The following is a 19,764-nucleotide window of genomic DNA, read 5'->3' as shown; positions in this document are numbered from 1 at the left end:
GCTTAGAATCCGTTGTCTTTTAAGCAACGGAGATGTCAAAAGCATATTCCCATTGAGCTTCTGAGGGGAGTTGATAGTCTCGTCCGGTTTTGCTCGATAATCGTTGACAAAATTCCACTGCATCTAACCAGGATATCTTTTCTACTGGCCGATTATCTCCTTTAAAGTAGGAGGGATCTAAATGTAGTTCACGTTTAACTTTCGGTAGAGATGCAACCGCTTTCCACTGTTGCTGAGTGATGGGATATTTACTCATAAAAAAGGGAGATACGGTAACTTGATGTTGGGGTTTTTCGTTGTCATTATCCGATGACCCCATCATAAATGTTCCCCCAGGAATGTCAACCATCTCAAGGAAAGTGTTTTGACCTAAATCTTCAATGAAGTAACAAGCTTGTCCTGTTTGCTGTTGAGTTATGTTTCCAGGACGGTTGACTGTAACAATCTCAAAGTTAAATCTTAGCAGTGATCGCTCAATACGACACTTAACAAATAGCTCATCTAGGGCTGAAAACATATTTGTCCTACTGTTTGGGTTTTGTGAATAGAAATTACGGGGAAAGTATTTGGGAAGTGGTTTTCCTTTCAAAATTTTCCAAATGCTAAGTTGTATTCCGATACCAAAGCGCCCTCCAGAATAGGACAACCAGAGGAAATCAAGAATACATAGGGTTTCACGGGGGAGGTTAGCCAAAGCCGCCGCATCAAGTACCCCATCATTAGTAGCCTGACGCAGGATAGCAGTAGTTTCACGGTCTGCTTTTTGCCAATCACTGGTTGCAAGGTAACCAGCCAGGATAACGTATTCAGAAGGCAGTTGTGCCTCAACAACTCGAATACCATACTCTAAAACTTGAGGCAAAGAATTGCTCCCCTCTCCTTGTAGGAGAGGGGTTGGGGGAGAGGTCAAGGGATTTCCTACCGTCCAACTATTCAAGCTTATCTGTCCTTTCGGAGGATAGGATTGACACTCGTTAATCGTGGGTAGCCTATAATAAACTGGGGTTTGACTGGCTAAAGCCCTATCAGTTAGCCAAGCACAAAATGCTAAAGCATCTGTTAAGTTAATGTCAGTTTTGGGATGTCTAGCTTGACTCGGCTGAAAATCCCCAGAAGTGTTGTTTTGTTTTACTTGGGCAAAAATAAAATACTCAGCCTGACTAATATAACCGGTATCTATTGCTAAGGTTTCCTTGATTTTCAATAAATTATTCAACCGGCGTGATAATTTAACCTCTGCGGCAAGCTTGGCAATAATTGCGTCATCTGATTCTAATCCTCTCTCTAAAATATCATCAAGTCTTTGACCAACAGTTGGTTTAACTCTCAACCCTTCTTTACGGCAATCATAAGCTAAACACAGAGAAGCAACGGTGTGATTTTCTAAAGCTTTTTCAATTAATGTTGTAGCATTAGCTTGAGCCGCATAAAGGCGAATGGTTTCCGCCCACCAAGGATCATGAATATTATCAGTTAACAGGGTATCTTGTTGTAAGTCTTTCACCTGAACGGCGGCTAAATATTCTTGAAAACTTAAATGGACAAATTCATAATTACCTAAATCTCGTTCTATTAATAGCCCACTGATTCGTTTAATTTCTTTTTCTAAAAAATCATGAGGTGTGAGACGATTTCCGGCGACTTGAGCCAGTTCTTGTTTAATAATTGCTTCTCCTTCAGACAGGGTAAAGGTTCTTTTTTGCTTTTGCATCAAAGCCAAGGCTAAAACCTGTAAAACCGCTTGATTTTGCTTGGCAGTGAGGGGTCTTTGTATCTTTTTAGCTTCTTGTCTAGCTCCTAAAAGAAGACTGCAAATTTTTTCATAAAGTTCTACTCTTCTACCCGGTAAAGCACTCCCACAGTAGTGAACTGTTGCAATCATGGTGACTAATAAAGGATTGGTCGCCATATCTGCAATAGCTCGGTTATAGATAATTTTTTCAATCAATTTCTCAGCATTTTGTTGAGCGTCTTGGCGAACAGCCGGGTTATCTTTAGCATGGCTTCTAATTTCTGTGTGGAGATACCAACTCTTGATAAATTGCCTCACCTGTTGGATATTAAAAGGCAACACTTGTAAAACAGTGCCCACTTGTTCTAAATAGGTATAACCATGAGGGCGAGAAGTGATAATAAATGCAGTTTTAGAGTAGGTTTTCATTTGAGAATTAACCCATTGACTCACTGCGTCTCGTTCTGTTTCATCGGCTACTTCATCTAATCCATCTAACATAACCAAAGATTGTTTTAATTCCTCTTCTATCCAATTCTTAGGGGGAATTAAAGGAGAAGAAGCGGGAAGCTTTTCTATTTGTTCTTTAATTAAATCGGCTAAATTGGGAGGTGGCTGGGTGATAATTTGGTGGCGCAAATCCCGCAAATATAAAAATACAGGGGTGAATTTTGGTACATTATATTTTTTATGGTTCTTTTTGGCATAGGTGAGAGTTAAATATTTCAGTAGAGTGGTTTTTCCTGAGCCAGGAGCGCCAAGAATAGCTAAACAGCGATAAGCATCAAAATCTTTTATTTTGGCTAAAAAATTCCATATTTCATGACTTTCATGATTTATTTTTGGCTGAATCATGGAGCCGCTAACCTTATCGGGAATTTCGGTGACAACTTGGAGAGAAATAAAAACATCTTCTAACTCTAAAACCGGTAAGCCAATCCGAAAGCCTTCTACCTTATAACTGCTTAATTTGTCAATTAAACTTTTAGAATATTTATTTTCAAATGATGAGATTTTTTCCCATAATCCAAATTCAAATTTACTGGCTATTTTGTCTAATAAATTTTCTAACCAAGCTTGATAATAGGGCGTGACTCTCTGGTGTATATTTTTAATTAACTTTTGCAAAATCGGCGACAATATTAGAGTTATTGTGCCGAACAAGCAGAGGATTACCAAGCCCCACTGAGCTTTAAAAGAAAAGCCAAGAACTCCAAAAACTCCAACCCCCATTAAAACCCAGTAGGAAATCCGTAAAAATAGAGTTTGATTAGTTGGCCAGATTCCCTGTGCTAATACTAATACGGGTAGAAAAACACCGACAATAAATAAACCTAGAGAAGTATAAAATAACCCCTGATTAAATTGTTCAGGTAGATGAGCAAATTTTAGTAATCCAAATAGAATAACTGCACCAATTAAAGGAAGTAAACTACTTAACCAATTTCCGTTAGTGGTGGTTCCTGTAGATGATGAACTATTAGCCTTTAAAGTTAGCCAAATAATGAGGGCAAAACAGGCCCCAGTGAGCCAAAATATTAAGGAATTAGGAATATCTGAAGATAATAACTCGTCTTTTGCCGGCAGTTGGTTAATGAGGTAAGCTAAAACGCCATTCAGTAAAACCAACATCACACTGACAACTTTTTCCATTTCCCCACCCCCTCAAAGCTCACTATTTTCTCATTTTAGGTCTATTGATTGAGTTAGAGGGATTATTTCAGTATTTTTTTACTTTAATAACGGAATAACTATAGTTAGCCTAGGATGGCTCTCAATAATACTCGCTTAAACTCCTTGTAGTATGAGAAATTATCGCCGACATTTCCTACTCTACAATTGAACAAAAATTATTTTAGATTCAATTGAAAAATGGTCTATTTTACCTCATACAATTAAAACACAAATCCTGACCCGGCATAGAAGGGCGGCCACAGAATCGACAGCTATCAGATAAAATCTCTGAATTAGAGGGTAAGAGATATTCTCCCTCTAGGGAAAGTTTATTATTTTTTTGATGACTCTGACGATTAGCGGCATTTTCAAATCGTTTAATTAACTGCTCAATCAGTCTCTGATTATTAGTTTTTAATCCTAATTCTCGTTCTTCGCTTTGATCCCCATAAGTTAAAAACTCATAACTCCCTAACATAGCAAAATTGTCATCGCAAACGAGAAAATTTTCATGAGTTCCTAAAAATTTAATTTGACAACGATTAGGATAATTAGCCGCTAATTTTTTAAAATAATTAAGTCCTCCATAAATTTTTTCATTATCTAACTTTTGGGGGTTGATATGTTTGAATTTACCATAACCAAGTTTTAAAACACCTCCTTGCTCTAAAAATTGCTTACATAAATCCCGAATTTCATAATGATGGGTGTTTAGACAATTTTCAGTCAGCCCAGTAGACACTAAAATTAGTTGTTTTTTAGCCTGTTTTAAAGCCTCTATCAAAACTTGACGACCTTCACTGCGATCAAAAATTAACTTATACTGATAACCAGAATTATTGTAGGTAATAAATTCAGTAAATTCCGATATTTTATTAACAATAATAGGAGCAATACTTTGAGAAATATTTTCTAGTAAAATTTTCAAATAATCATTTTCTAAATAATGATTAATATTTTTAAGTGAATCAGCTAGATTAGCATTTAAATTAGAAGTTAGCGATCTATTAACGATATCTTCCACAAGCTCAGTAAAAACCTCGGCAACATTATCTAATTCTTGTTTAAGAGTCAATGCAGTTAGTTCATTAGATTTGAGCGGCTCTAAATTCTGAGTATTTTGATTGAGCGTTTCCGATAATTTTTGTAATTTACTAAAAGTTAACTGTATTTCGCCAATTGTTTCAGCATTTAATTTCTCTATCTGCTCCATCAATAGTGATGGCTCAAATGGTTGTATCGGGACGGGAAAATTAGCTATTTCTTCCTGAATAGCTTTAGTGAGTTGTACACTTACAGTATTGACTTCCTGTTTAGTGGCTAAAGCTTTTAAGGCTTCGCTGATTTCCTGGTTATTGATTTGTGATTCTATCTCAGAGAGTTGCTCCCTAAGAAGATTATAAAATTGGGTTTCTGATGGCTTATGAGCGTCAGAGGATAACAAGCTTAAAGATTCAGTAATTAAGCCTAGCTGTTGCCGAATTTGAGTAAGGGTTTCTGGTTGTTCTTTCTCGAAATAACCCGATAAAATGCTAGATTGTTGCTCTATCAGCGCTTTAATTTGAGTTTCACAAGCAACCAGTACAGCTTGGGTTTTTTGTTCGACTTCAGTGATAGCATTAACACTGTACTGTTGTAACTGTTGACTCTGTAGTTGTTGCAGTCTATGTCGGTTAACCCAGTTAACAGAAACAGTCAACGCTAGAGGTGTGACTGCATATACCACCTGTCCGGAAACAGTCGCTACAATTGAACCTGCTACAGTTCCCACCAAGGAAATCGGTTCTGCTAATTCTAGCCAATGCCATCTAGTCATAGTTTTACGTGATTAAGCTTCTATTTTAGTGTTCCCCAAAAATTAGGTTTCTCAAACACAAAAAAGCAAAAAAAGGTGGGAAATTCCCCACCTCGCGGCATCTTGTTCTCTAATGTAGTCTCCAGACGTTGTTTGCTATCTTGCGGCTAATTGTAATTCCAAATTATTAGACACGGGAAACAATTTAGCCTTGCGAGATTTAACAAAAACCTCTTGCTGTAATCTTAATTGAAGTGAATCCATTTGTTCACGAGTGATATTAGCCAAAATTTCCATATTTTCAGCTAATTCTAATTCTACCTGAATCTCTCGCCCCAGATGGGTAATCCGTTTAACTTTCGCTGATATATTGTTTGGCTGTTGAATAGTATTGATGTCTAATTCATGAGGACGAACATAGACTTGTAAGGGTGAAGAATGATTTACTGATTTATGGAACTGATCCGGGAATAGATCCATAAAATTAGAATGACTCGGTAAAACATTCACATCGCCGACAAAACTCATCACAAAAGGAGTAGCGGGATGATCATAGATTTCATCAGCCGTACCGACTTGTTCAATTCGTCCTTGGTTCATTACCACAATTTCGTCGGCAACTTCCATCGCTTCTTCTTGATCATGAGTGACAAATACGCTGGTTAGGTGAACTTCATCATGTAAGCGTCTTACCCAGGCTCGTAATTCTTTACGGACTTTGGCATCTAAAGCACCAAAGGGTTCATCTAATAATAATACTTCGGGTTGTACCGCTAAAGCTCTAGCTAGGGCTACCCGTTGTCGTTGTCCCCCTGAAAGTTGAGCCGGATAGCGCTCACCTAACCCCTGTAATTGAATTAAACCGAGTAACTCTTCTACTTTGTCTTTAATTCCTTTGCGTCCATGTTTACGAATTTCTAAACCAAAGGCGATATTCTGGCGAACGGTTAAATGTTTGAAGAGCGCATAATGTTGAAACACAAAACCGATATTGCGCTGTCTGATATCTAAATTAGTGGTATCTCGTCCATTGATAATGATGGAACCGCTATCAGGTTTTTCTAAACCGGCGATGGCTCTTAAAAGAGTGGATTTCCCCGAGCCAGATGGGCCTAAAAGAGCAACTAATGAACCTTTTTTAACTTCTAAGTTGATTTGCTCTAAAGCCTGAAAGCTCCCAAATTTTTTTGATACTTGACGAACAATAATACTCATGTTAATTGATCTCCTAACTAATATAAATTACAGGGACAGTGGTCATTAGTTAACTATTAATGGCTTCCTCGTCGGGCAGTTTTCCGTTCTAAAATTTCTTTGAGAACTAGCGTCACTAACCCTAATAAAGCGAGAACAGCCGCAGCACTAAACGCCGCTTCAGTGAGATAATTTTTGTAAGCTTGTTCAACAAAGATAGGTAAAGTTGAGGTGCGACCGATAATACTACCGGAAACCACCGCAACTGCACCAAATTCTCCCATTGCTCTTGCATTGGTTAACAGCACACCATAAAGTAACCCCCAACGAATTCCCGGTAGGGTAATATTCCAAAAAACTTGCCAATCATTTGCGCCTAAAGTTCTAGCGGCTTCTTCTTGTTCTGTGCCTATTTCTTCTAGAACCGGAATAACTTCTCGGGCCACAAAGGGAAAGGTAACAAATATAGTCGCCATGACCATTCCAGGTAAGGCAAATACCACTTTCATGCCATGACTAACTAACCATTCTCCAAACCATCCGTTACGGTCTCCATAGAGTAAAACAATCATTAAGCCTGCTACTACAGGAGAAATGGAAAAGGGCAAATCTATAATACTCATTAATAAGGCACGTCCTCGAAATTGATTACGAGCAATTACCCAGGCGGCACAGAGTCCAAAAATAGTATTTAAAGGAAGAGAAATTGCCGCTACAATCAAGGTCATTTTAACAGCTTGTTGAAATTCTCTTGTGCTGGCGGCTTCTATAAAAGCTCCTATGCCTTTATGAAAGGCTTCATAAAATACAGAGGCAGCCGGAATAAATAACACTAAGGCTAAATAGCCTACAGCTAATAAAACTAACGGATACTGAGGTGATTTACTTGATTGCATAGCGACGGCCCCACTGTTGTAAAAGATTAATGACGAGCAAGATTACCAGGGAAATAATTAACAAAACGGTTCCAATTACGGTTGCCCCTGCATAATCATATTGTTCCAATCTTTGAAACACCAACACGGGCGCAATTAAATCATTAAAAGGAATATTAGAAGAAACAATAACTACTGAGCCATATTCTCCTACTGCTCTAGAAAAACCCAGAGCTACCCCGGTTAAAATCGGGGGAAGTAATGGAGGTAGAATCACTCGCACAAAGGTTTGTTTTTCCGACGCGCCTAGAGACCATGCCGCTTCTTCTACTTCGGTTTCCATTTCTTGTAAAACCGGTTGTAAAGTTCGGATGACAAAAGGAAGAGAAATAAAGAGCATGGCGACAAATACCCCTAAACGGGTAAAGGCGATTCTTATGCCAAAAGGAGCAAAAATTTGACCTATCCACCCATTTTCACTATAAACCGTTGCTAAGACTAAACCCGCTACCGAAGTGGGAATCGCAAAGGGTAAATCTACCGAAGCATCAATAATTTTTTTGCCGGGAAATTCATAGCGTACTAATACCCAGGCCACAATTGTTCCCAGTAATCCATTAATTAAACCAGCCACTAAAGCAGTCAGAAAACTCACGCCATAGGCTGATATGGCCACTGGACTGGTAGCAATTTCCCAAAATTTTCCCCATCCTAGGGTTAAAGATTTAGTCAATAGGGCGGCACTTGGTAAGATGAGAATGATCAGAATATAGATCACTGTAATTAACCAAGGCCAAGAAATACTATTAATTAATTTTTGCTTAGATAATTTTTTTGTTTTACCTGGGTAATAACTCGTGTCAACTTTTGTCATTTGTGAATTACCATCCATCTATTTCTTGTCCTGATTGATACCAAACCTCTACATCTAATTCAGCTAGGTCTAGTAACGCATTATCTATTTGTTGAGAACTTCCCCGAATTTCTAAATCAAACCAACCATCATTTTGACTATTAGCACCTAAAAGAGCAGCTACTATATTGACTTCTAATCCGTGATGAGAAGTTAAGCGCGAAATTATCGGCTGTTGTTGATATTTTTGTGGAATTTTTATTTTAAGACGAGTTTCAGTTGGGCGGTCAAATTCTGATTGGTCTAGATGTAAAGGTTGAGGGGTAGTCATGATTCTCCTCCGCTTCTAAGATTTCCCATTTTTTGTCAAAATTTTGTCAAAAACTGCACCATCATCAAAGAATTTGGCTTGAATTTTGCTCCATCCCCCTAAGTCTTTTACTGTAAAAAGCTTTTTAACTTCGGGATACTGACTAGCAAATTCTTTGGTAACAGTGGGATCAACAGGACGAAAACCTGCCTGAGCAAATTCTCGTTGAGCATCTGGGGTAAAGAGATATTGGACAAAGGCTTCGGCCACTTTCCGAGTGCCATGTTTATCCACGTTGGTATCAACAATAGCTATAGGACTATCGATAGAAATGTTGTAATCGGTTGGCACAACATAGTTAGATTTTTCTCCCTTTTGTTGGGCTAAAATTACCTCATTTTCGTAGTTGATCAACACATTTCCTTGCCCTTGTTTATAGAAGACATCGCTAGATTCCCGCGCATCTTTGGGTAAAACGGGGGCATTTTTGAAGACTTGAGCGACATACTGTTCGGCTTGTTGAGGCGTTCCTCCTGCAACTGTGACTGATCCCCAAAGGGCTAAAAAGTTCCATCTAGCTCCCCCGGAGGTTTTTGGGTTGGCAGTAATCACCTTGATGTCTTTGTTGGCTAAATCAGCCCAGGTGGAAACTTTAACGCTGTCATCCCGTTTGACTAAAGCGGCTACGGATTTTGTAACAATCGATTCATTGGGAAATTCTTTTTCCCAACCGGCTTGAATTAATCCTGCTTTTTCAATCTTTTTGGTATCCAATGCCAGAGCAAGAGCAACCACATCGGCTTCTAGTCCATCAATCACAGCCCGAGTTTGTGAGCCTGATCCCCCGTAGCTTTGTTGAAATATGACTTCTTGTCCGGTTTGATTTTTCCATTGCTCGACAAATTTCGGGATGATTTTAGAATAAGCACTTTGAGTAACTGCATAAGATACCAAAGTGACTTCGACGGGTTGGTTAGCCGCCTTATTGCTATCTCCACCGGAACCTGAACAAGCGGCGATCACTCCACTCATCGCCAAGCCGACTAACATTAAGCTCAAGTATTTTAAGGATTTGTGCATCATTTAGTTAGTTGAGTCTGTTTTGATAAAACCATTTTATGAGTTGGATCAATCATATCTGTATCCTAAATGTTTTGCAATACGTTTTAAAATATTGTTGCTTTCAAATTTAGGATTAACAAGAGTGTGTCATGATAAAAGGGGATAAATAGCCGTGATGATATGGCAAAAGTGAGTAAACAGCCGAAAATTAACCCTCTTAAACAGCTAATTGACAGCAATTTCCTGTTTAAGGGCTTAGAGGAACAGTTATTAGCAGAATATCTAAGTATAGACAGTCTGAAAGTTGAGAAGCTTTTTTCCAATCGTCCCGTCTATACTGCTTTTCTAGCGGATGAATATCTAGATGTCCTTTACGTCATCGTGGATGAAGGATTAGTGATTATCCGCAGTGCCCCCTTAGATCGTATTATTGCCATCACTTATCCTGGTGATTGTTTTGGTATGAGAAGCTTACCTTTTAGTCACGGGTTAGCTAGTCGGGCTTTTCCGAGTTTAGTAGAAGCTTACAAAACTACCCACGTCATTAAAATTCCTTTAGAAAACATTCAGAAAATTTATGAAAATAGCGATCAATTCCGGCAACGTTATGCCAAGCTCTTTGAATTACGCGAAAAATTCCAGTATCATCTGCTTAATTGCAGTACCTATCCACCTCAAGCCGTAGCCGCTTTATTACGAGGATTAATCTATCAAGAACGAGAGTTAGGCAACCAACCCGATAGTCATGGGCGTTATCGGTTCGATCTGCCGGTAGATGTGATCGCCCGAGCGTGCCAACTTAACCAACGTACTGTAGAGCAAGTTCTCAAAGGAATGCAACAAGAAAATTTAATTGAAGCGGTGAAAGATAGTGAGGTTTCAGGAGATTTAATTCAAGTGATCGACCCAGAAGCTCTCAAGGAGGTTTATAGTGCCACTCGAGATAAGGTTTCTTGGTGGCCACTACGGTAAGCTTACCCCATCTAAAGTAAAGAAATATTAAACAAGTGTTCGGGATGGCTTACCGTCATCCCCAGTTGATTAGCGAGTAATCATTGATATTTATCTATTGAACTGACCAAAACTATTGTTTTTTTTCAAAATCAATAGATATTTTCTTTACACTTAGGTCTATTTCTCTACTGCTCTGTTGACATTTGCGAGTTATTACGTAGGTAAAAATACTGAGTATTTCAGTAAAAATACTGAGCTTGCTGAGATTTTAAGAGCCGAATTGTTAATTTTAACAGGAAATTTAAGTACCATCTCAGTATTTACCACAATACTCAAGCCAAAATTTTCTCGGTAATCTTGAAGAACGTTAACTTTTGTAACGCTTTTAACTTTCTCAAACTCATGGCGAATCAACAGCACTTAACCCTACTTCGTGAAAGTATCAGCCTCTGGAATGAATGGCGCTCAAAACAGCCAAGTATTATTCCCGATCTCCAAAATGCTAATTTAAGCAATATTAATCTTAGTGGAGCTAACTTAATAGATGCTAATCTACAAGGTGTAATAGCTCGAAAAGCCAACCTAAGAGGTGCTAATTTGCAAAGAGCCAATTTGAGTCAAGCTGACCTAACTCAAGCGGATCTCTCTCAAGCAAATCTCTCTAAAGCGAACTTATCTAAAGCTTATATTTGTCATGCCGATTTAAATCAAACGATTCTCAAACAAGCGAATTTAAATCAAGCTTATTTACTTGAGGCCTACTTAAATAAAGCAGTTTTAAGAGGTTGTGAACTTATTGAAGCAGACCTAACACAAGCTTATATAACTCAAACCGACTTGAGTAGTGCTAATTTGCAACGAGCTAATCTAACTCAAGTAACCGCGCTCAATATTAACGCCTTAAATACTAACTTTAAAGCCGCTAATTTAACGAAAGCTTGTTTAGACAATTGGTTTATTAATCAGGCTACTAATTTAGAAGATATTATTAGTGATGATCCGGATTGGCAATCTAAGCTCGGCTTAAAAGCGGCTCAAACTCTTTCAAGACAACTATCTATAGAAGCCTTCATACAAGCTTTGCACCATCAAAATCGTGCCGCCAAACCGGAACAAAAACCAACAGTTAAACAGTCTTTTCTATCCTTAAGTTTGTCGGGGTTATGTTAATTGACCATGACTCTCGAGTTGGGCCAAATCTCGATCCTCTCATCTATAATTAATTGAAAACACTATGGTGTGAGGAAAAGAATGGCTGTTCAACTACAACAGGCACTAGCAGTAGGCACTTATATAATTACTCAGCGTTTGAGGGGACGCAAACGTTTTCCTCTTGTTCTGATGTTAGAACCTTTATTTCGCTGCAACCTAGCTTGTTCAGGATGCGGAAAAATACAACATCCCAAAGAGATCCTCAAACAACAGCTAACTCCCCAAGAATGCTTTGCCGCCGTAGAAGAATGTGGCGCTCCTGTGGTATCGATTCCGGGCGGTGAACCGTTACTCCATCCTCAAATTGATGAAATTGTTCAAGGGTTAGTCAAACGGAAAAAATTTGTCTATTTGTGTACAAATGCGATTTTACTAGAAAAAAACTTACATAAATTTGAACCTTCTCCCTACTTAACTTTTAGTGTGCATCTCGATGGTTTAAAAGAACAACATGATAAATGTGTGGATCGCCCTGGCGTATTTGAGATAGCGGTTAAGGCGATCAAAGCGGCTAAAGCGAAAGGTTTCCGAGTGACCACTAATACTACAGTATTTGAGGGAGCCGATCCCAAACAAATGCAGGAGTTTTTTGATTTCTTAGAGAGTTTAGGCACTGATGGGATGATGATTTCTCCAGGGTATAGCTACGAGTGGGCCCCGGATCAAGAACATTTTCTCAAGCGAGAACAAACGAAAGCCCTGTTTAGAGAAATTTTAGCGCCTTGGAAAACCGGTAAAAAAGTTTGGAACTTTAATCACAATCCTCTGTTTTTAGATTTTCTCATCGGAGAAAAAGATTATGATTGTACCCCTTGGGGAAGTCCTTCTTACAGTTTATTCGGTTGGCAAAAACCCTGTTATCTCCTCAATGAAGGGCATTATAAAACTTATCAAGAACTCCTAGAAAAAACCGAATGGGAAAAATACGGGCCCAAAAGCGGCAATCCAAATTGCGCTGATTGTATGGTGCATTGCGGTTATGAACCTACGGCGGCGATGGATGCTCTTAAACCTGAAAATATGGGGCGTGCTATGGGCAGTTTAGTTAAAGTGGGTTAATGTATTAGCTGGGGTGCGGAACGAGTTCCCCACTAGGGTGCGTTCCCTAGCGCACCAATTTGACGTTCGTGAGGTTCAAGTAAGTTTGATATATCTGGGCCAAGGGGAATGATCCCCCCCGGATTAAGCGGAAAAAGATTGCCATAATAATCTTGTTTCACCTGTTCTAGATTACAAGTATCAGCGACTCCAGGTATTTGATATAAATCTCGTAGGTAAGCGCCTAAATTTTTATAATCAGCGATGCGGCGGCGATTACATTTGAACAGCCCATAATAAACAATATCAAAACGAAACAGAGTGGTAAACAAACGCACATCAGCAAGAGTCAGTTGATTCCCACATAAATAGCGCTTCGTCTCTAATACCTCCTCAATCTCATCCAGCGTGTCAAACACTTCAGTACAGGCCGTTTCATAAGCTTGCTGTGTTTGGGCAAAACCGCAGCGATAAACCCCATTATTAACCCTGTGATAAATTTTATCGTTCCATTGGTCGATTTCGGCTTTTAAGCTTTCTGGGTAGAGATCAAGATCAGGATGGGTTGCCCATTGGTTAAACTGATCGTTAAGCATGACAATAATTTCTGCACTCTCATTGTTAACAATGGTGTTGGTTTTGAGGTCCCACAGCACCGGTACAGTAGAGCGCCCGTTGTAACCGGGTTGGGCTAAAGCATATAATTCTGGCAGGGTGCTACATCCCTGTTGAGAGTCTTCTAAGGCCCAGATACCCGCATCTCCATCGGGATAAACAATAGAAACAGAGATCGCCGCTTCAAGTCCTTTCATTGCCCGTACTACAAGGGTTCGATGGGCCCAAGGACAACCTAACCCCACATAGAGGCGATAACGTGCGGCTTCGGGTTGATAAGGGTTATCGGGTTGTGTGCCTACAGAATTTCTAAATTGACTGGCAGGACGAATATAGTCTCCGGTTTGGTTGCGCGGGGCCATTTTCGACATCATTTGATGCCATAGGGTTGACCAAATCGTTTTTCCCAATTTAATGATCAGTTTGGGGGGAAGGGATTTACCTTTACTAGGAGTTTTAGCGGTTGAGGATGAGTTGGTCATGGGGTTTTATGATATTGATATTGACAGCCATTTCTATGTTAATTACAGAAAATTAGAGTTTATAGGTTCTCGATGAACTGGGGTAACTTGCGCTTGCTTGAGAATGCCGCTTAAAGTAGTTATATATTTGGGAGATGCTTCAGGCAAAGGAAATTCTTGAAGATAAAGCCGTGTTGCTTCTTTTAAACCAGCAATAGCTTGTTCAATGGTTTCACCCTGATCAACTGTGCCGACTTCTGGACATTCCGCTATATACATATCTTCTTCTTTATAGACAATAACTGTAAAACTACGGGTTTTCATTCTGCTTGTCCCTCAAAACCTTATTTAACTACCCTAACATCATTTTTTAGTAAAATTATTTTGGAGTTACACATCTTTTTAAAAGTTTGTCAGTTTCTCCGAGTAGATTATACAAGAAATGATTGGCTGTTTTTTATTATTAAATAGATTACCCCAAAAACTTGAATAAAAATTTATTTGATGTTTAAAGTCTGTTTGAAAAAGTTCTTTTTTAACATTTTTTATCAGTGCATCAGCGTAGCTAGAATTCTTGGTATTAACACCGTGAATAAAAAATACAAGCATATTAATAGAATTTAAGGGCTAAACTTATTTTAATCTCCTCTAGTCAGCACTCACTATTGAAATTGAGACAATAACCAAGCGCTCACCTTACCATGATTCATCTCTCGACTACGCCGCAAAGCTTCTTCTAATAACCCAATCTCTAAACCTAAAAACACTTCAGATTGTTCAATTCTGCGGCTTCCCCGATTTTCAACCCTAAAAGCAATTATCTCAACTTTTTGCACATCAATTATCCAATACTCACCCACCCCCAACGACTCATATAAAAGGCGTTTTTCTCCTTTATCATCTCCCAGAGAAGAATAAGCAACTTCAATGACTAAATCTGGCGGCGGATAGTGATCGAGATCGATAATAGTAGTATCCCAAGGAACAACTTCTGCATTACTCCCCAAATAAAAAGACACATCCGGTTGCGCTTCAAGAGAGCCGCTTTTTCGATAAGTACAGTTATCATGAACATCAAGGTCTATATTCCGAAGCCCCGCCAATAGATATAAAATACCAATAATAGCCGCATGATCGCGGGAATGGGGATTACCTAAAGGAGACATTTCAAACCTCATCCGTCCATTATAATAGTAGCCCTTAGCCTTTTCGTAGTCAGGAGTTGTAATTGCTTGAAGATATTTATCCCAAGTCGCTTTAATCCAAGTATCGGTTATCAGTTTGAGTTGTAGCTGACTCATAAAAAACAATCACATAGCATCCGCCGCTTTTATTCAACCATAACACAACTTCTTCATCTAACTGACACATCTTGTACATAGAAGCCCTTTACTCTAAACACTTAAATCGAGTAGATGTTTTTCAAGGAGTTAACTATGCCCAATCAATTAATTGCTTATCTTCAAAACGACTTAAACATTTCCTCGGAACAAATTCAATTAGCTTTGAGTCACTGCCAGATGATTCCCAGTCAACTCCCCATGATCCTTTGGCAATATGGATTAATTAACTTAGGACAACTTAATCAAATTTTAGACTGGTGGGAAACCCACTAAAATATCCCACAATTGTTACAAAACTCATGTATTATAAAACATTCACCAACAACCCCTTTGCACTATGGCGAGAAACCTAAAAAACCTTCAAACTCCGCAAACGATTTAAAGCCGCCGCCAACTCAAACCGACGAAATAAAGCCAAATCTACTTGAGGAAACTCGGTCAAAACATCCAATCCTTGCTCTCCTATATCCATCATGACTCGGTCTAAAATCTCCGGTATCGTTTTACGTTGATCAATATAATTTTCTTTAGCATAAACAATCGCTAAAGCAATAGCTCTTAACTGTCCGGGATCAACAATTTGCTCTACTGCACTTAAATCAATATCTTCTGTCCCAAAAGCGACCTCATCTACATCTCTGACCTTAAATTTTACCGCTCGTCGTCCCCGACTGGGGTCAATACTTTCTCCTAAAGGAATACGTGCAGTAATTTGACCAAACTTTTGTCCGCCTTCTGGGATACGATCACTACTATATTCTTTGGCAATAGCTTTAGCTTGTTCGGTGACATCAAAAGGTTGAAAATTTTCCATAGCGATCACTGTATCTGCTACATCAAAATAATCTCCACTTCCTCCCATGACTAAAATCGTTGATACTGCATAATCGCTATACAGTTGTTTAACTTTATCAATAAAGGGGGTGATGGGTTCTTTATCCTTAGAAATTAACCGTTGCATTCGGCGATCACGGATCATAAAATTCGTGGCGGCGGTATCTTCATCCACGAGCAAAACTTTTGCCCCGGCTTCTAATGCTTCAATAATATTAGCCGCTTGAGATGTACTGCCACTGGCATTAGTGCTAGAAAAATTCGTCGTGGTTTTTCCTTGGGGTAATTGATTAATAAAGGAGGCAATATTTACCCCCACAATTGATCTTCCGTCTTCAGCACGTATTTTTACGGCAGTGGGATCACTAATTACCCACTCTCGGCCATCCCCAGGAATATGATTATAAACCCCTAATTCAATGGCTCTTAATAGGGTTGACTTTCCATGATAACCACCCCCAACAATTAAGGTAATGCCTTTTTTGATTCCCATGCCGCGAATTTTTCCTCGATTGGGACATGAAAATTCTACTTCTAGAGAAGGAGGAGATTGAAAAGTAATCACATCTTCTTTTAAAGGACGAAAATCCACGCCACTACGACGGGGTAAAATAGACCCATTAGCCACAAAAGCAATTAATTCTTTTTCTTCTAATTGTTGTCTGAGATAGTCGGCATCTTCGCAGCTTTCAATATGGGTTTGAATTTCTTGAGCATTTAAAGCTTTATATTTAAGGGTATGATTAATAATCTCTGGGACATCTTCCCCTAACATTTGTGCGGCTTGGCGGCCTAAAATTGTGCGTCCTCTTGCTGGTAGTCCCACTAAAAAACGCACTTCGACTTCTTGAGTATTGATAAAAACTGCTGTGCGTTCTAAAACTTCTTGCCCTATTCTGACCAGGGAAATTAAGCCGCTTTTGCCGGTGCCTCGATAAGAACTTATTTGCTGTGCTACTCGCTCAAATTGACGAGTTAGATAATCTCTGAGGGCTATTTCTCGGCTCTTGGATTGATATAAACTTGAAGGGAATTGAGCCACTAATTGAGGAATTTTAGCAATGAGTTTACTCGGGGCGGCAAAGGGGTCTCCTTGCACATGTTCAACAGTTAAAATAAAGTCGGAAAACTCATAAGTTCCTTTAATATCTTTGTAAGCTTTGTAACCGTAACCGTCTATCTGTAATAGCTTTTTTCGTAATTGATTGTCATCTAGCATAGCTACTATGGGCGATCGCCAATAATGAATATTGTCTTATGTCCCATTAAACCCGATTTGGTTGCCAATTTACAAATATAAAACCACTAAATCTCGTTCAAATACAAATTCTACACAATCGGCCAGATCGTCAACTCCAACACCATTAAGAAACCATTCAATCGCCAGCCATAGTAATAATTTAGGTAATAATACTTTCCATTTGATATTCATTTGGCCACCCTCATAATTGCTTTCATGGTTATCTACATGATGTGGCCACTCTCTTCCTGATTTCTTCTAGTAAACTACTGAACTTTACTAATAAGTTGCAAGCTCACTTCGTATTTTTACTGAAATTAGCTCATCAATAATTTTACGGGTTATAAGTATTTATATTTAGACCCCCCATTTCTCGAGAGCTTGTTTTAAGGCACCTGGTGGTAAACTGTCTACCGTAAAAGGTTGACCGCTCTCTAGCCGCTCTAAAGCTTCAAAAAAGGCTTGAACGCCTGCTCCTGGATTATCGGGATGGTCCATAATTCCTGTACCTGCATTTAAAATAACTTCATTGCCATAATCAGCGATGGCTTTAGGAACAATACCCGGATGAATTCCAGCAGAAGGAACCGGAAAGACATTACGAGAGCGCAAATTATCTCTAATATTATGTTCTTCTTGTGCCTCAAAGGGTAAACTTCCATAATGAGCCGGATATAACACCGCATCTACGCCAGCATGAGCCATTAATGTTCCTAAAATAACTGAATAAGATAACCCGGTGTCCGCTGATGCACACATAGCCCCGGCAAAAGCTGGATGAGCAAAAATAGGGACGTTAATTTCTGGATCGGCGGCTAAGGCTTCTAGTACAGAAAACCCATAAGTTAGGACATTTAATAATAAAGCATTTGCTCCTTGTTTGACTAACAAGCGTGCTTTTTGAATTAATTGATCGGCTTTACCGGTAACATTAACCGCATATAAAACAGTGCGTCCGGTTTGTTGTTGGATCTCTTCTATAACTTGACGACAAGCTTCTAAACGTTTTAGAGTAGGAGCCGTTGCTAAATCCCCTAATATTTCATCGTCTTTGATGATATCTAAGCCAGCTTGAGCCACTTGTTTTAAAATAATGCCATGATCGGCGGCTGATAGTCCTAAAGCGGGTTTAAAAATGGCCATAATTAAGGGACGGTTCCAAACATTGAGGGTTTTTCTGATTCCAGTAATGCCAAATTTAGGACGTTGACCATAGCTTTCGGGGAGATGCACCCCTAAAACTTTTGCTGCACCAGCCATAGAATATTTGCCGAATATCATGGTTAAAAGGCTGGCGATGTCATTTTCGACATTCATTTCCGGAAAAGCGATTTTAGCGATACTGTAACCTCTTTCATCGGTTTGAATATCGATCACTTCTGCTAAATGTTGTTTTAAGGTGTCTTCTCGGTGTGACCATTTAGCGTCCCATGTTCCTGCGGTTTGTCCCACAGCAATAATTTTGGCTTGTTTTTGGGGGTCTATTCCGGGGGGAAAGCGATAGTCTACTGTGATTGTCATTAGAATTTAGAAGGCTAAGAGAAAAATAAGTAAATAACTTTAGAAGAGGTTCAACTAATATTAAATATAATACACATTTCTTGAGCTATTATGATAAATTCTACATTGGTAGATATAGCCGTTTATGGCAATGATAAGCAATTAAAGCTCGTGATCGAGGTTAAAGCGCGACGCGGAACGACTCGTGATTGGGCTGCAAAATTACGACGCAATCTCTATGTTAATCAATTTATTCCTGAAGTTCCTTTTTATCTTATTGCACTTCCCGATCAATTTTATCTCTGGAAAAATATTCAGAACCCTAATGAGGTAGTCCTTCCTGATTATCAAGTGAATCCTCAGCCTTTTTTAAGTCCATATTATTCTTTAACTGAATGGAACGAAACTAAATTTTTTCATACAACTTTTGAGTTAATTATGATGAGTTGGCTTAATCAAATTATTAATTTAGAAACTCCTGAAACTCTTGATTTTATCTATCAAGACTGGCTGCTTAATTCAGGCTTATATGAAGCAATTAGAGGTGGAGAAGCAAAATTAGAGATTTCAAGATAACAGTTATGGATGTCTAAGTAGTCGGACATAAATAAAGTCCACTGTGTCAAGAATTGTAAAACGCCTACAACCCTTCTCCATTGCCCATTCCCCATTGCCCATTCCCCAAACTCGCAGTTAACTTTAATTTTGTCCAGGTACTTACCTTAGTTGAAAGTTTATCGGGGTTTGGTGGGCACTGTTAATTATTCTGTCTGTATCACAATTTAACGGCGAGTGCCCACTTGACAATTCATGATCTAGGATTTTTGGGGTTTTAATGGGTCGTCGGCAATGCCAGCAACTAATGAGAGCGGCTGTTTTTGATGCCGCTTGATGACCGCAGACATTGCACCAGTACCTAGCCAGAGCATCTGCTCGCGCATTCGCGTTAGATCAGATTGAGCCAAAGTATGCAAGATAGCTGGAGTACAACAAGGGCAAAATAAGGTTTCCATAAGAACCATAACTATCAGTTCCTCGAATTTTTGTCTTGACTAAATTTTATATAGCGTTT

19 protein-coding genes are annotated in these 19,764 nt (G+C 39.0%); 5 read left to right on the top strand and 14 right to left on the bottom strand.

The window, feature by feature from the left end; genetic code table 11:
* Window positions 1–19: 19 nt before the first annotated feature.
* The 7 genes from CYAN7822_RS34335 to CYAN7822_RS02710 all read right to left on the bottom strand — a co-directional run bounded on the left by CYAN7822_RS34335 (window position 20) and on the right by CYAN7822_RS02710 (window position 9,513).
* Window positions 20–3,385 (bottom strand): SUMF1/EgtB/PvdO family nonheme iron enzyme, encoded by a 3,366-nt coding sequence (locus CYAN7822_RS34335; RefSeq protein ID WP_013320714.1) that lies wholly within the window; start codon window positions 3,383–3,385, stop codon window positions 20–22.
* Window positions 3,386–3,614: 229 nt separating this feature from the next.
* Window positions 3,615–5,222: a phospholipase D-like domain-containing protein gene (locus CYAN7822_RS02735; RefSeq protein ID WP_013320713.1), complete on the bottom strand. Its 1,608-nt coding sequence runs from the start codon at window positions 5,220–5,222 to the stop codon at window positions 3,615–3,617.
* Between the two features lie 135 nt (window positions 5,223–5,357).
* Window positions 5,358–6,416: a sulfate/molybdate ABC transporter ATP-binding protein gene (locus CYAN7822_RS02730; RefSeq protein ID WP_013320712.1), complete on the bottom strand. Its 1,059-nt coding sequence runs from the start codon at window positions 6,414–6,416 to the stop codon at window positions 5,358–5,360.
* A 56-nt stretch (window positions 6,417–6,472) separates the two neighbouring features.
* Window positions 6,473–7,291, bottom strand: coding sequence for a sulfate ABC transporter permease subunit CysW (cysW, locus tag CYAN7822_RS02725; RefSeq protein WP_013320711.1), 819 nt, complete (start codon window positions 7,289–7,291; stop codon window positions 6,473–6,475).
* On the bottom strand, window positions 7,278–8,162 hold the full coding sequence (cysT, locus tag CYAN7822_RS02720; RefSeq protein WP_013320710.1) for a sulfate ABC transporter permease subunit CysT: 885 nt from the start codon (window positions 8,160–8,162) through the stop codon (window positions 7,278–7,280). Before cysT ends, cysW begins: the two co-directional genes overlap by 14 nt.
* Window positions 8,152–8,454 (bottom strand): NIL domain-containing protein, encoded by a 303-nt coding sequence (locus CYAN7822_RS02715; RefSeq protein ID WP_013320709.1) that lies wholly within the window; start codon window positions 8,452–8,454, stop codon window positions 8,152–8,154. Before CYAN7822_RS02715 ends, cysT begins: the two co-directional genes overlap by 11 nt.
* Before the next feature lie 15 nt (window positions 8,455–8,469).
* On the bottom strand, window positions 8,470–9,513 hold the full coding sequence (locus CYAN7822_RS02710; RefSeq protein ID WP_013320708.1) for a sulfate ABC transporter substrate-binding protein: 1,044 nt from the start codon (window positions 9,511–9,513) through the stop codon (window positions 8,470–8,472).
* A gap of 162 nt (window positions 9,514–9,675) precedes the next feature.
* On the opposite strand from CYAN7822_RS02710, the gene CYAN7822_RS02705 reads away from it, so the two are divergent.
* From CYAN7822_RS02705 to hpnH, 3 genes are all read left to right on the top strand, one after another.
* Window positions 9,676–10,467, top strand: coding sequence for a Crp/Fnr family transcriptional regulator (locus tag CYAN7822_RS02705; RefSeq protein ID WP_013320707.1), 792 nt, complete (start codon window positions 9,676–9,678; stop codon window positions 10,465–10,467).
* A gap of 384 nt (window positions 10,468–10,851) precedes the next feature.
* The gene (locus tag CYAN7822_RS34330; protein ID WP_013320706.1) at window positions 10,852–11,619 is read left to right on the top strand and encodes a pentapeptide repeat-containing protein; all 768 of its coding nucleotides are present in this window, start codon (window positions 10,852–10,854) and stop codon (window positions 11,617–11,619) included.
* 81 nt (window positions 11,620–11,700) lie between these two features.
* Window positions 11,701–12,720: an adenosyl-hopene transferase HpnH gene (gene hpnH, locus CYAN7822_RS02695; protein ID WP_013320705.1), complete on the top strand. Its 1,020-nt coding sequence runs from the start codon at window positions 11,701–11,703 to the stop codon at window positions 12,718–12,720.
* Between the two features lie 32 nt (window positions 12,721–12,752).
* Here hpnH and CYAN7822_RS02690 read toward each other — a convergent pair whose 3' ends face one another.
* The 3 genes from CYAN7822_RS02690 to CYAN7822_RS02675 form a co-directional block, all read right to left on the bottom strand.
* A complete protein-coding gene (locus CYAN7822_RS02690) occupies window positions 12,753–13,796 on the bottom strand; it encodes a glutathione S-transferase family protein (RefSeq protein ID WP_013320704.1) in 1,044 nt (347 codons plus the stop codon).
* A 42-nt stretch (window positions 13,797–13,838) separates the two neighbouring features.
* Window positions 13,839–14,099: a type II toxin-antitoxin system HicB family antitoxin gene (locus tag CYAN7822_RS02685; protein WP_013320703.1), complete on the bottom strand. Its 261-nt coding sequence runs from the start codon at window positions 14,097–14,099 to the stop codon at window positions 13,839–13,841.
* Between the two features lie 338 nt (window positions 14,100–14,437).
* The gene (locus CYAN7822_RS02675; protein ID WP_013320702.1) at window positions 14,438–15,076 is read right to left on the bottom strand and encodes a Uma2 family endonuclease; all 639 of its coding nucleotides are present in this window, start codon (window positions 15,074–15,076) and stop codon (window positions 14,438–14,440) included.
* 135 nt (window positions 15,077–15,211) lie between these two features.
* On the opposite strand from CYAN7822_RS02675, the gene CYAN7822_RS02670 reads away from it, so the two are divergent.
* A complete protein-coding gene (locus CYAN7822_RS02670; protein ID WP_013320701.1) occupies window positions 15,212–15,391 on the top strand; it encodes a DUF2949 domain-containing protein in 180 nt (59 codons plus the stop codon).
* A gap of 76 nt (window positions 15,392–15,467) precedes the next feature.
* Here the strand turns inward: CYAN7822_RS02670 and CYAN7822_RS02665 are convergent, their stop codons facing one another.
* The 3 genes from CYAN7822_RS02665 to CYAN7822_RS02660 form a co-directional block, all read right to left on the bottom strand.
* The gene (locus tag CYAN7822_RS02665; protein WP_013320700.1) at window positions 15,468–17,171 is read right to left on the bottom strand and encodes an ABC-ATPase domain-containing protein; all 1,704 of its coding nucleotides are present in this window, start codon (window positions 17,169–17,171) and stop codon (window positions 15,468–15,470) included.
* Window positions 17,172–17,240: 69 nt separating this feature from the next.
* Window positions 17,241–17,384 carry a hypothetical protein gene (locus tag CYAN7822_RS38515; protein WP_013320699.1) on the bottom strand — a complete coding sequence of 48 codons (144 nt, stop codon included), beginning with the start codon at window positions 17,382–17,384 and terminating at the stop codon, window positions 17,241–17,243.
* A gap of 165 nt (window positions 17,385–17,549) precedes the next feature.
* Window positions 17,550–18,713 carry a RuBisCO large subunit C-terminal-like domain-containing protein gene (locus tag CYAN7822_RS02660; RefSeq protein WP_013320698.1) on the bottom strand — a complete coding sequence of 388 codons (1,164 nt, stop codon included), beginning with the start codon at window positions 18,711–18,713 and terminating at the stop codon, window positions 17,550–17,552.
* A gap of 90 nt (window positions 18,714–18,803) precedes the next feature.
* On the opposite strand from CYAN7822_RS02660, the gene CYAN7822_RS02655 reads away from it, so the two are divergent.
* Window positions 18,804–19,268, top strand: coding sequence for a hypothetical protein (locus CYAN7822_RS02655; protein WP_013320697.1), 465 nt, complete (start codon window positions 18,804–18,806; stop codon window positions 19,266–19,268).
* Window positions 19,269–19,507: 239 nt separating this feature from the next.
* Here the strand turns inward: CYAN7822_RS02655 and CYAN7822_RS02650 are convergent, their stop codons facing one another.
* Window positions 19,508–19,714 carry a hypothetical protein gene (locus tag CYAN7822_RS02650; protein WP_013320696.1) on the bottom strand — a complete coding sequence of 69 codons (207 nt, stop codon included), beginning with the start codon at window positions 19,712–19,714 and terminating at the stop codon, window positions 19,508–19,510.
* Window positions 19,715–19,764 lie beyond the last annotated feature (50 nt).

The organism is Gloeothece verrucosa PCC 7822, from assembly GCF_000147335.1.
GTDB classification, from domain to species: Bacteria; Cyanobacteriota; Cyanobacteriia; order Cyanobacteriales; family Microcystaceae; genus Gloeothece; species Gloeothece verrucosa.
Note: the sequence above shows the minus strand (reverse complement) of the source record. Positions and strands in the feature narration are given on the sequence as shown.

Excerpts from the sequence above, each read along its gene's own strand:
- CYAN7822_RS34335 (WP_013320714.1), bottom strand. The coding sequence starts at position 3,385 with ATGGAAAAAGTTGTCAGTGTGATGTTGGTTTTACTGAATGGCGTTTTA.
- CYAN7822_RS02735 (WP_013320713.1), bottom strand. The coding sequence starts at position 5,222 with ATGACTAGATGGCATTGGCTAGAATTAGCAGAACCGATTTCCTTGGTG.
- CYAN7822_RS02730 (WP_013320712.1), bottom strand. The coding sequence starts at position 6,416 with ATGAGTATTATTGTTCGTCAAGTATCAAAAAAATTTGGGAGCTTTCAG.
- cysW (WP_013320711.1), bottom strand. The coding sequence starts at position 7,291 with ATGCAATCAAGTAAATCACCTCAGTATCCGTTAGTTTTATTAGCTGTA.
- cysT (WP_013320710.1), bottom strand. The coding sequence starts at position 8,162 with ATGGATGGTAATTCACAAATGACAAAAGTTGACACGAGTTATTACCCA.
- CYAN7822_RS02715 (WP_013320709.1), bottom strand. The coding sequence starts at position 8,454 with ATGACTACCCCTCAACCTTTACATCTAGACCAATCAGAATTTGACCGC.
- CYAN7822_RS02710 (WP_013320708.1), bottom strand. The coding sequence starts at position 9,513 with ATGCACAAATCCTTAAAATACTTGAGCTTAATGTTAGTCGGCTTGGCG.
- CYAN7822_RS02705 (WP_013320707.1), top strand. The coding sequence starts at position 9,676 with ATGGCAAAAGTGAGTAAACAGCCGAAAATTAACCCTCTTAAACAGCTA.
- CYAN7822_RS34330 (WP_013320706.1), top strand. The coding sequence starts at position 10,852 with ATGGCGAATCAACAGCACTTAACCCTACTTCGTGAAAGTATCAGCCTC.
- hpnH (WP_013320705.1), top strand. The coding sequence starts at position 11,701 with ATGGCTGTTCAACTACAACAGGCACTAGCAGTAGGCACTTATATAATT.
- CYAN7822_RS02690 (WP_013320704.1), bottom strand. The coding sequence starts at position 13,796 with ATGACCAACTCATCCTCAACCGCTAAAACTCCTAGTAAAGGTAAATCC.
- CYAN7822_RS02685 (WP_013320703.1), bottom strand. The coding sequence starts at position 14,099 with ATGAAAACCCGTAGTTTTACAGTTATTGTCTATAAAGAAGAAGATATG.
- CYAN7822_RS02675 (WP_013320702.1), bottom strand. The coding sequence starts at position 15,076 with ATGAGTCAGCTACAACTCAAACTGATAACCGATACTTGGATTAAAGCG.
- CYAN7822_RS02670 (WP_013320701.1), top strand. The coding sequence starts at position 15,212 with ATGCCCAATCAATTAATTGCTTATCTTCAAAACGACTTAAACATTTCC.
- CYAN7822_RS02665 (WP_013320700.1), bottom strand. The coding sequence starts at position 17,171 with ATGCTAGATGACAATCAATTACGAAAAAAGCTATTACAGATAGACGGT.
- CYAN7822_RS38515 (WP_013320699.1), bottom strand. The coding sequence starts at position 17,384 with ATGAATATCAAATGGAAAGTATTATTACCTAAATTATTACTATGGCTG.
- CYAN7822_RS02660 (WP_013320698.1), bottom strand. The coding sequence starts at position 18,713 with ATGACAATCACAGTAGACTATCGCTTTCCCCCCGGAATAGACCCCCAA.
- CYAN7822_RS02655 (WP_013320697.1), top strand. The coding sequence starts at position 18,804 with ATGATAAATTCTACATTGGTAGATATAGCCGTTTATGGCAATGATAAG.
- CYAN7822_RS02650 (WP_013320696.1), bottom strand. The coding sequence starts at position 19,714 with ATGGTTCTTATGGAAACCTTATTTTGCCCTTGTTGTACTCCAGCTATC.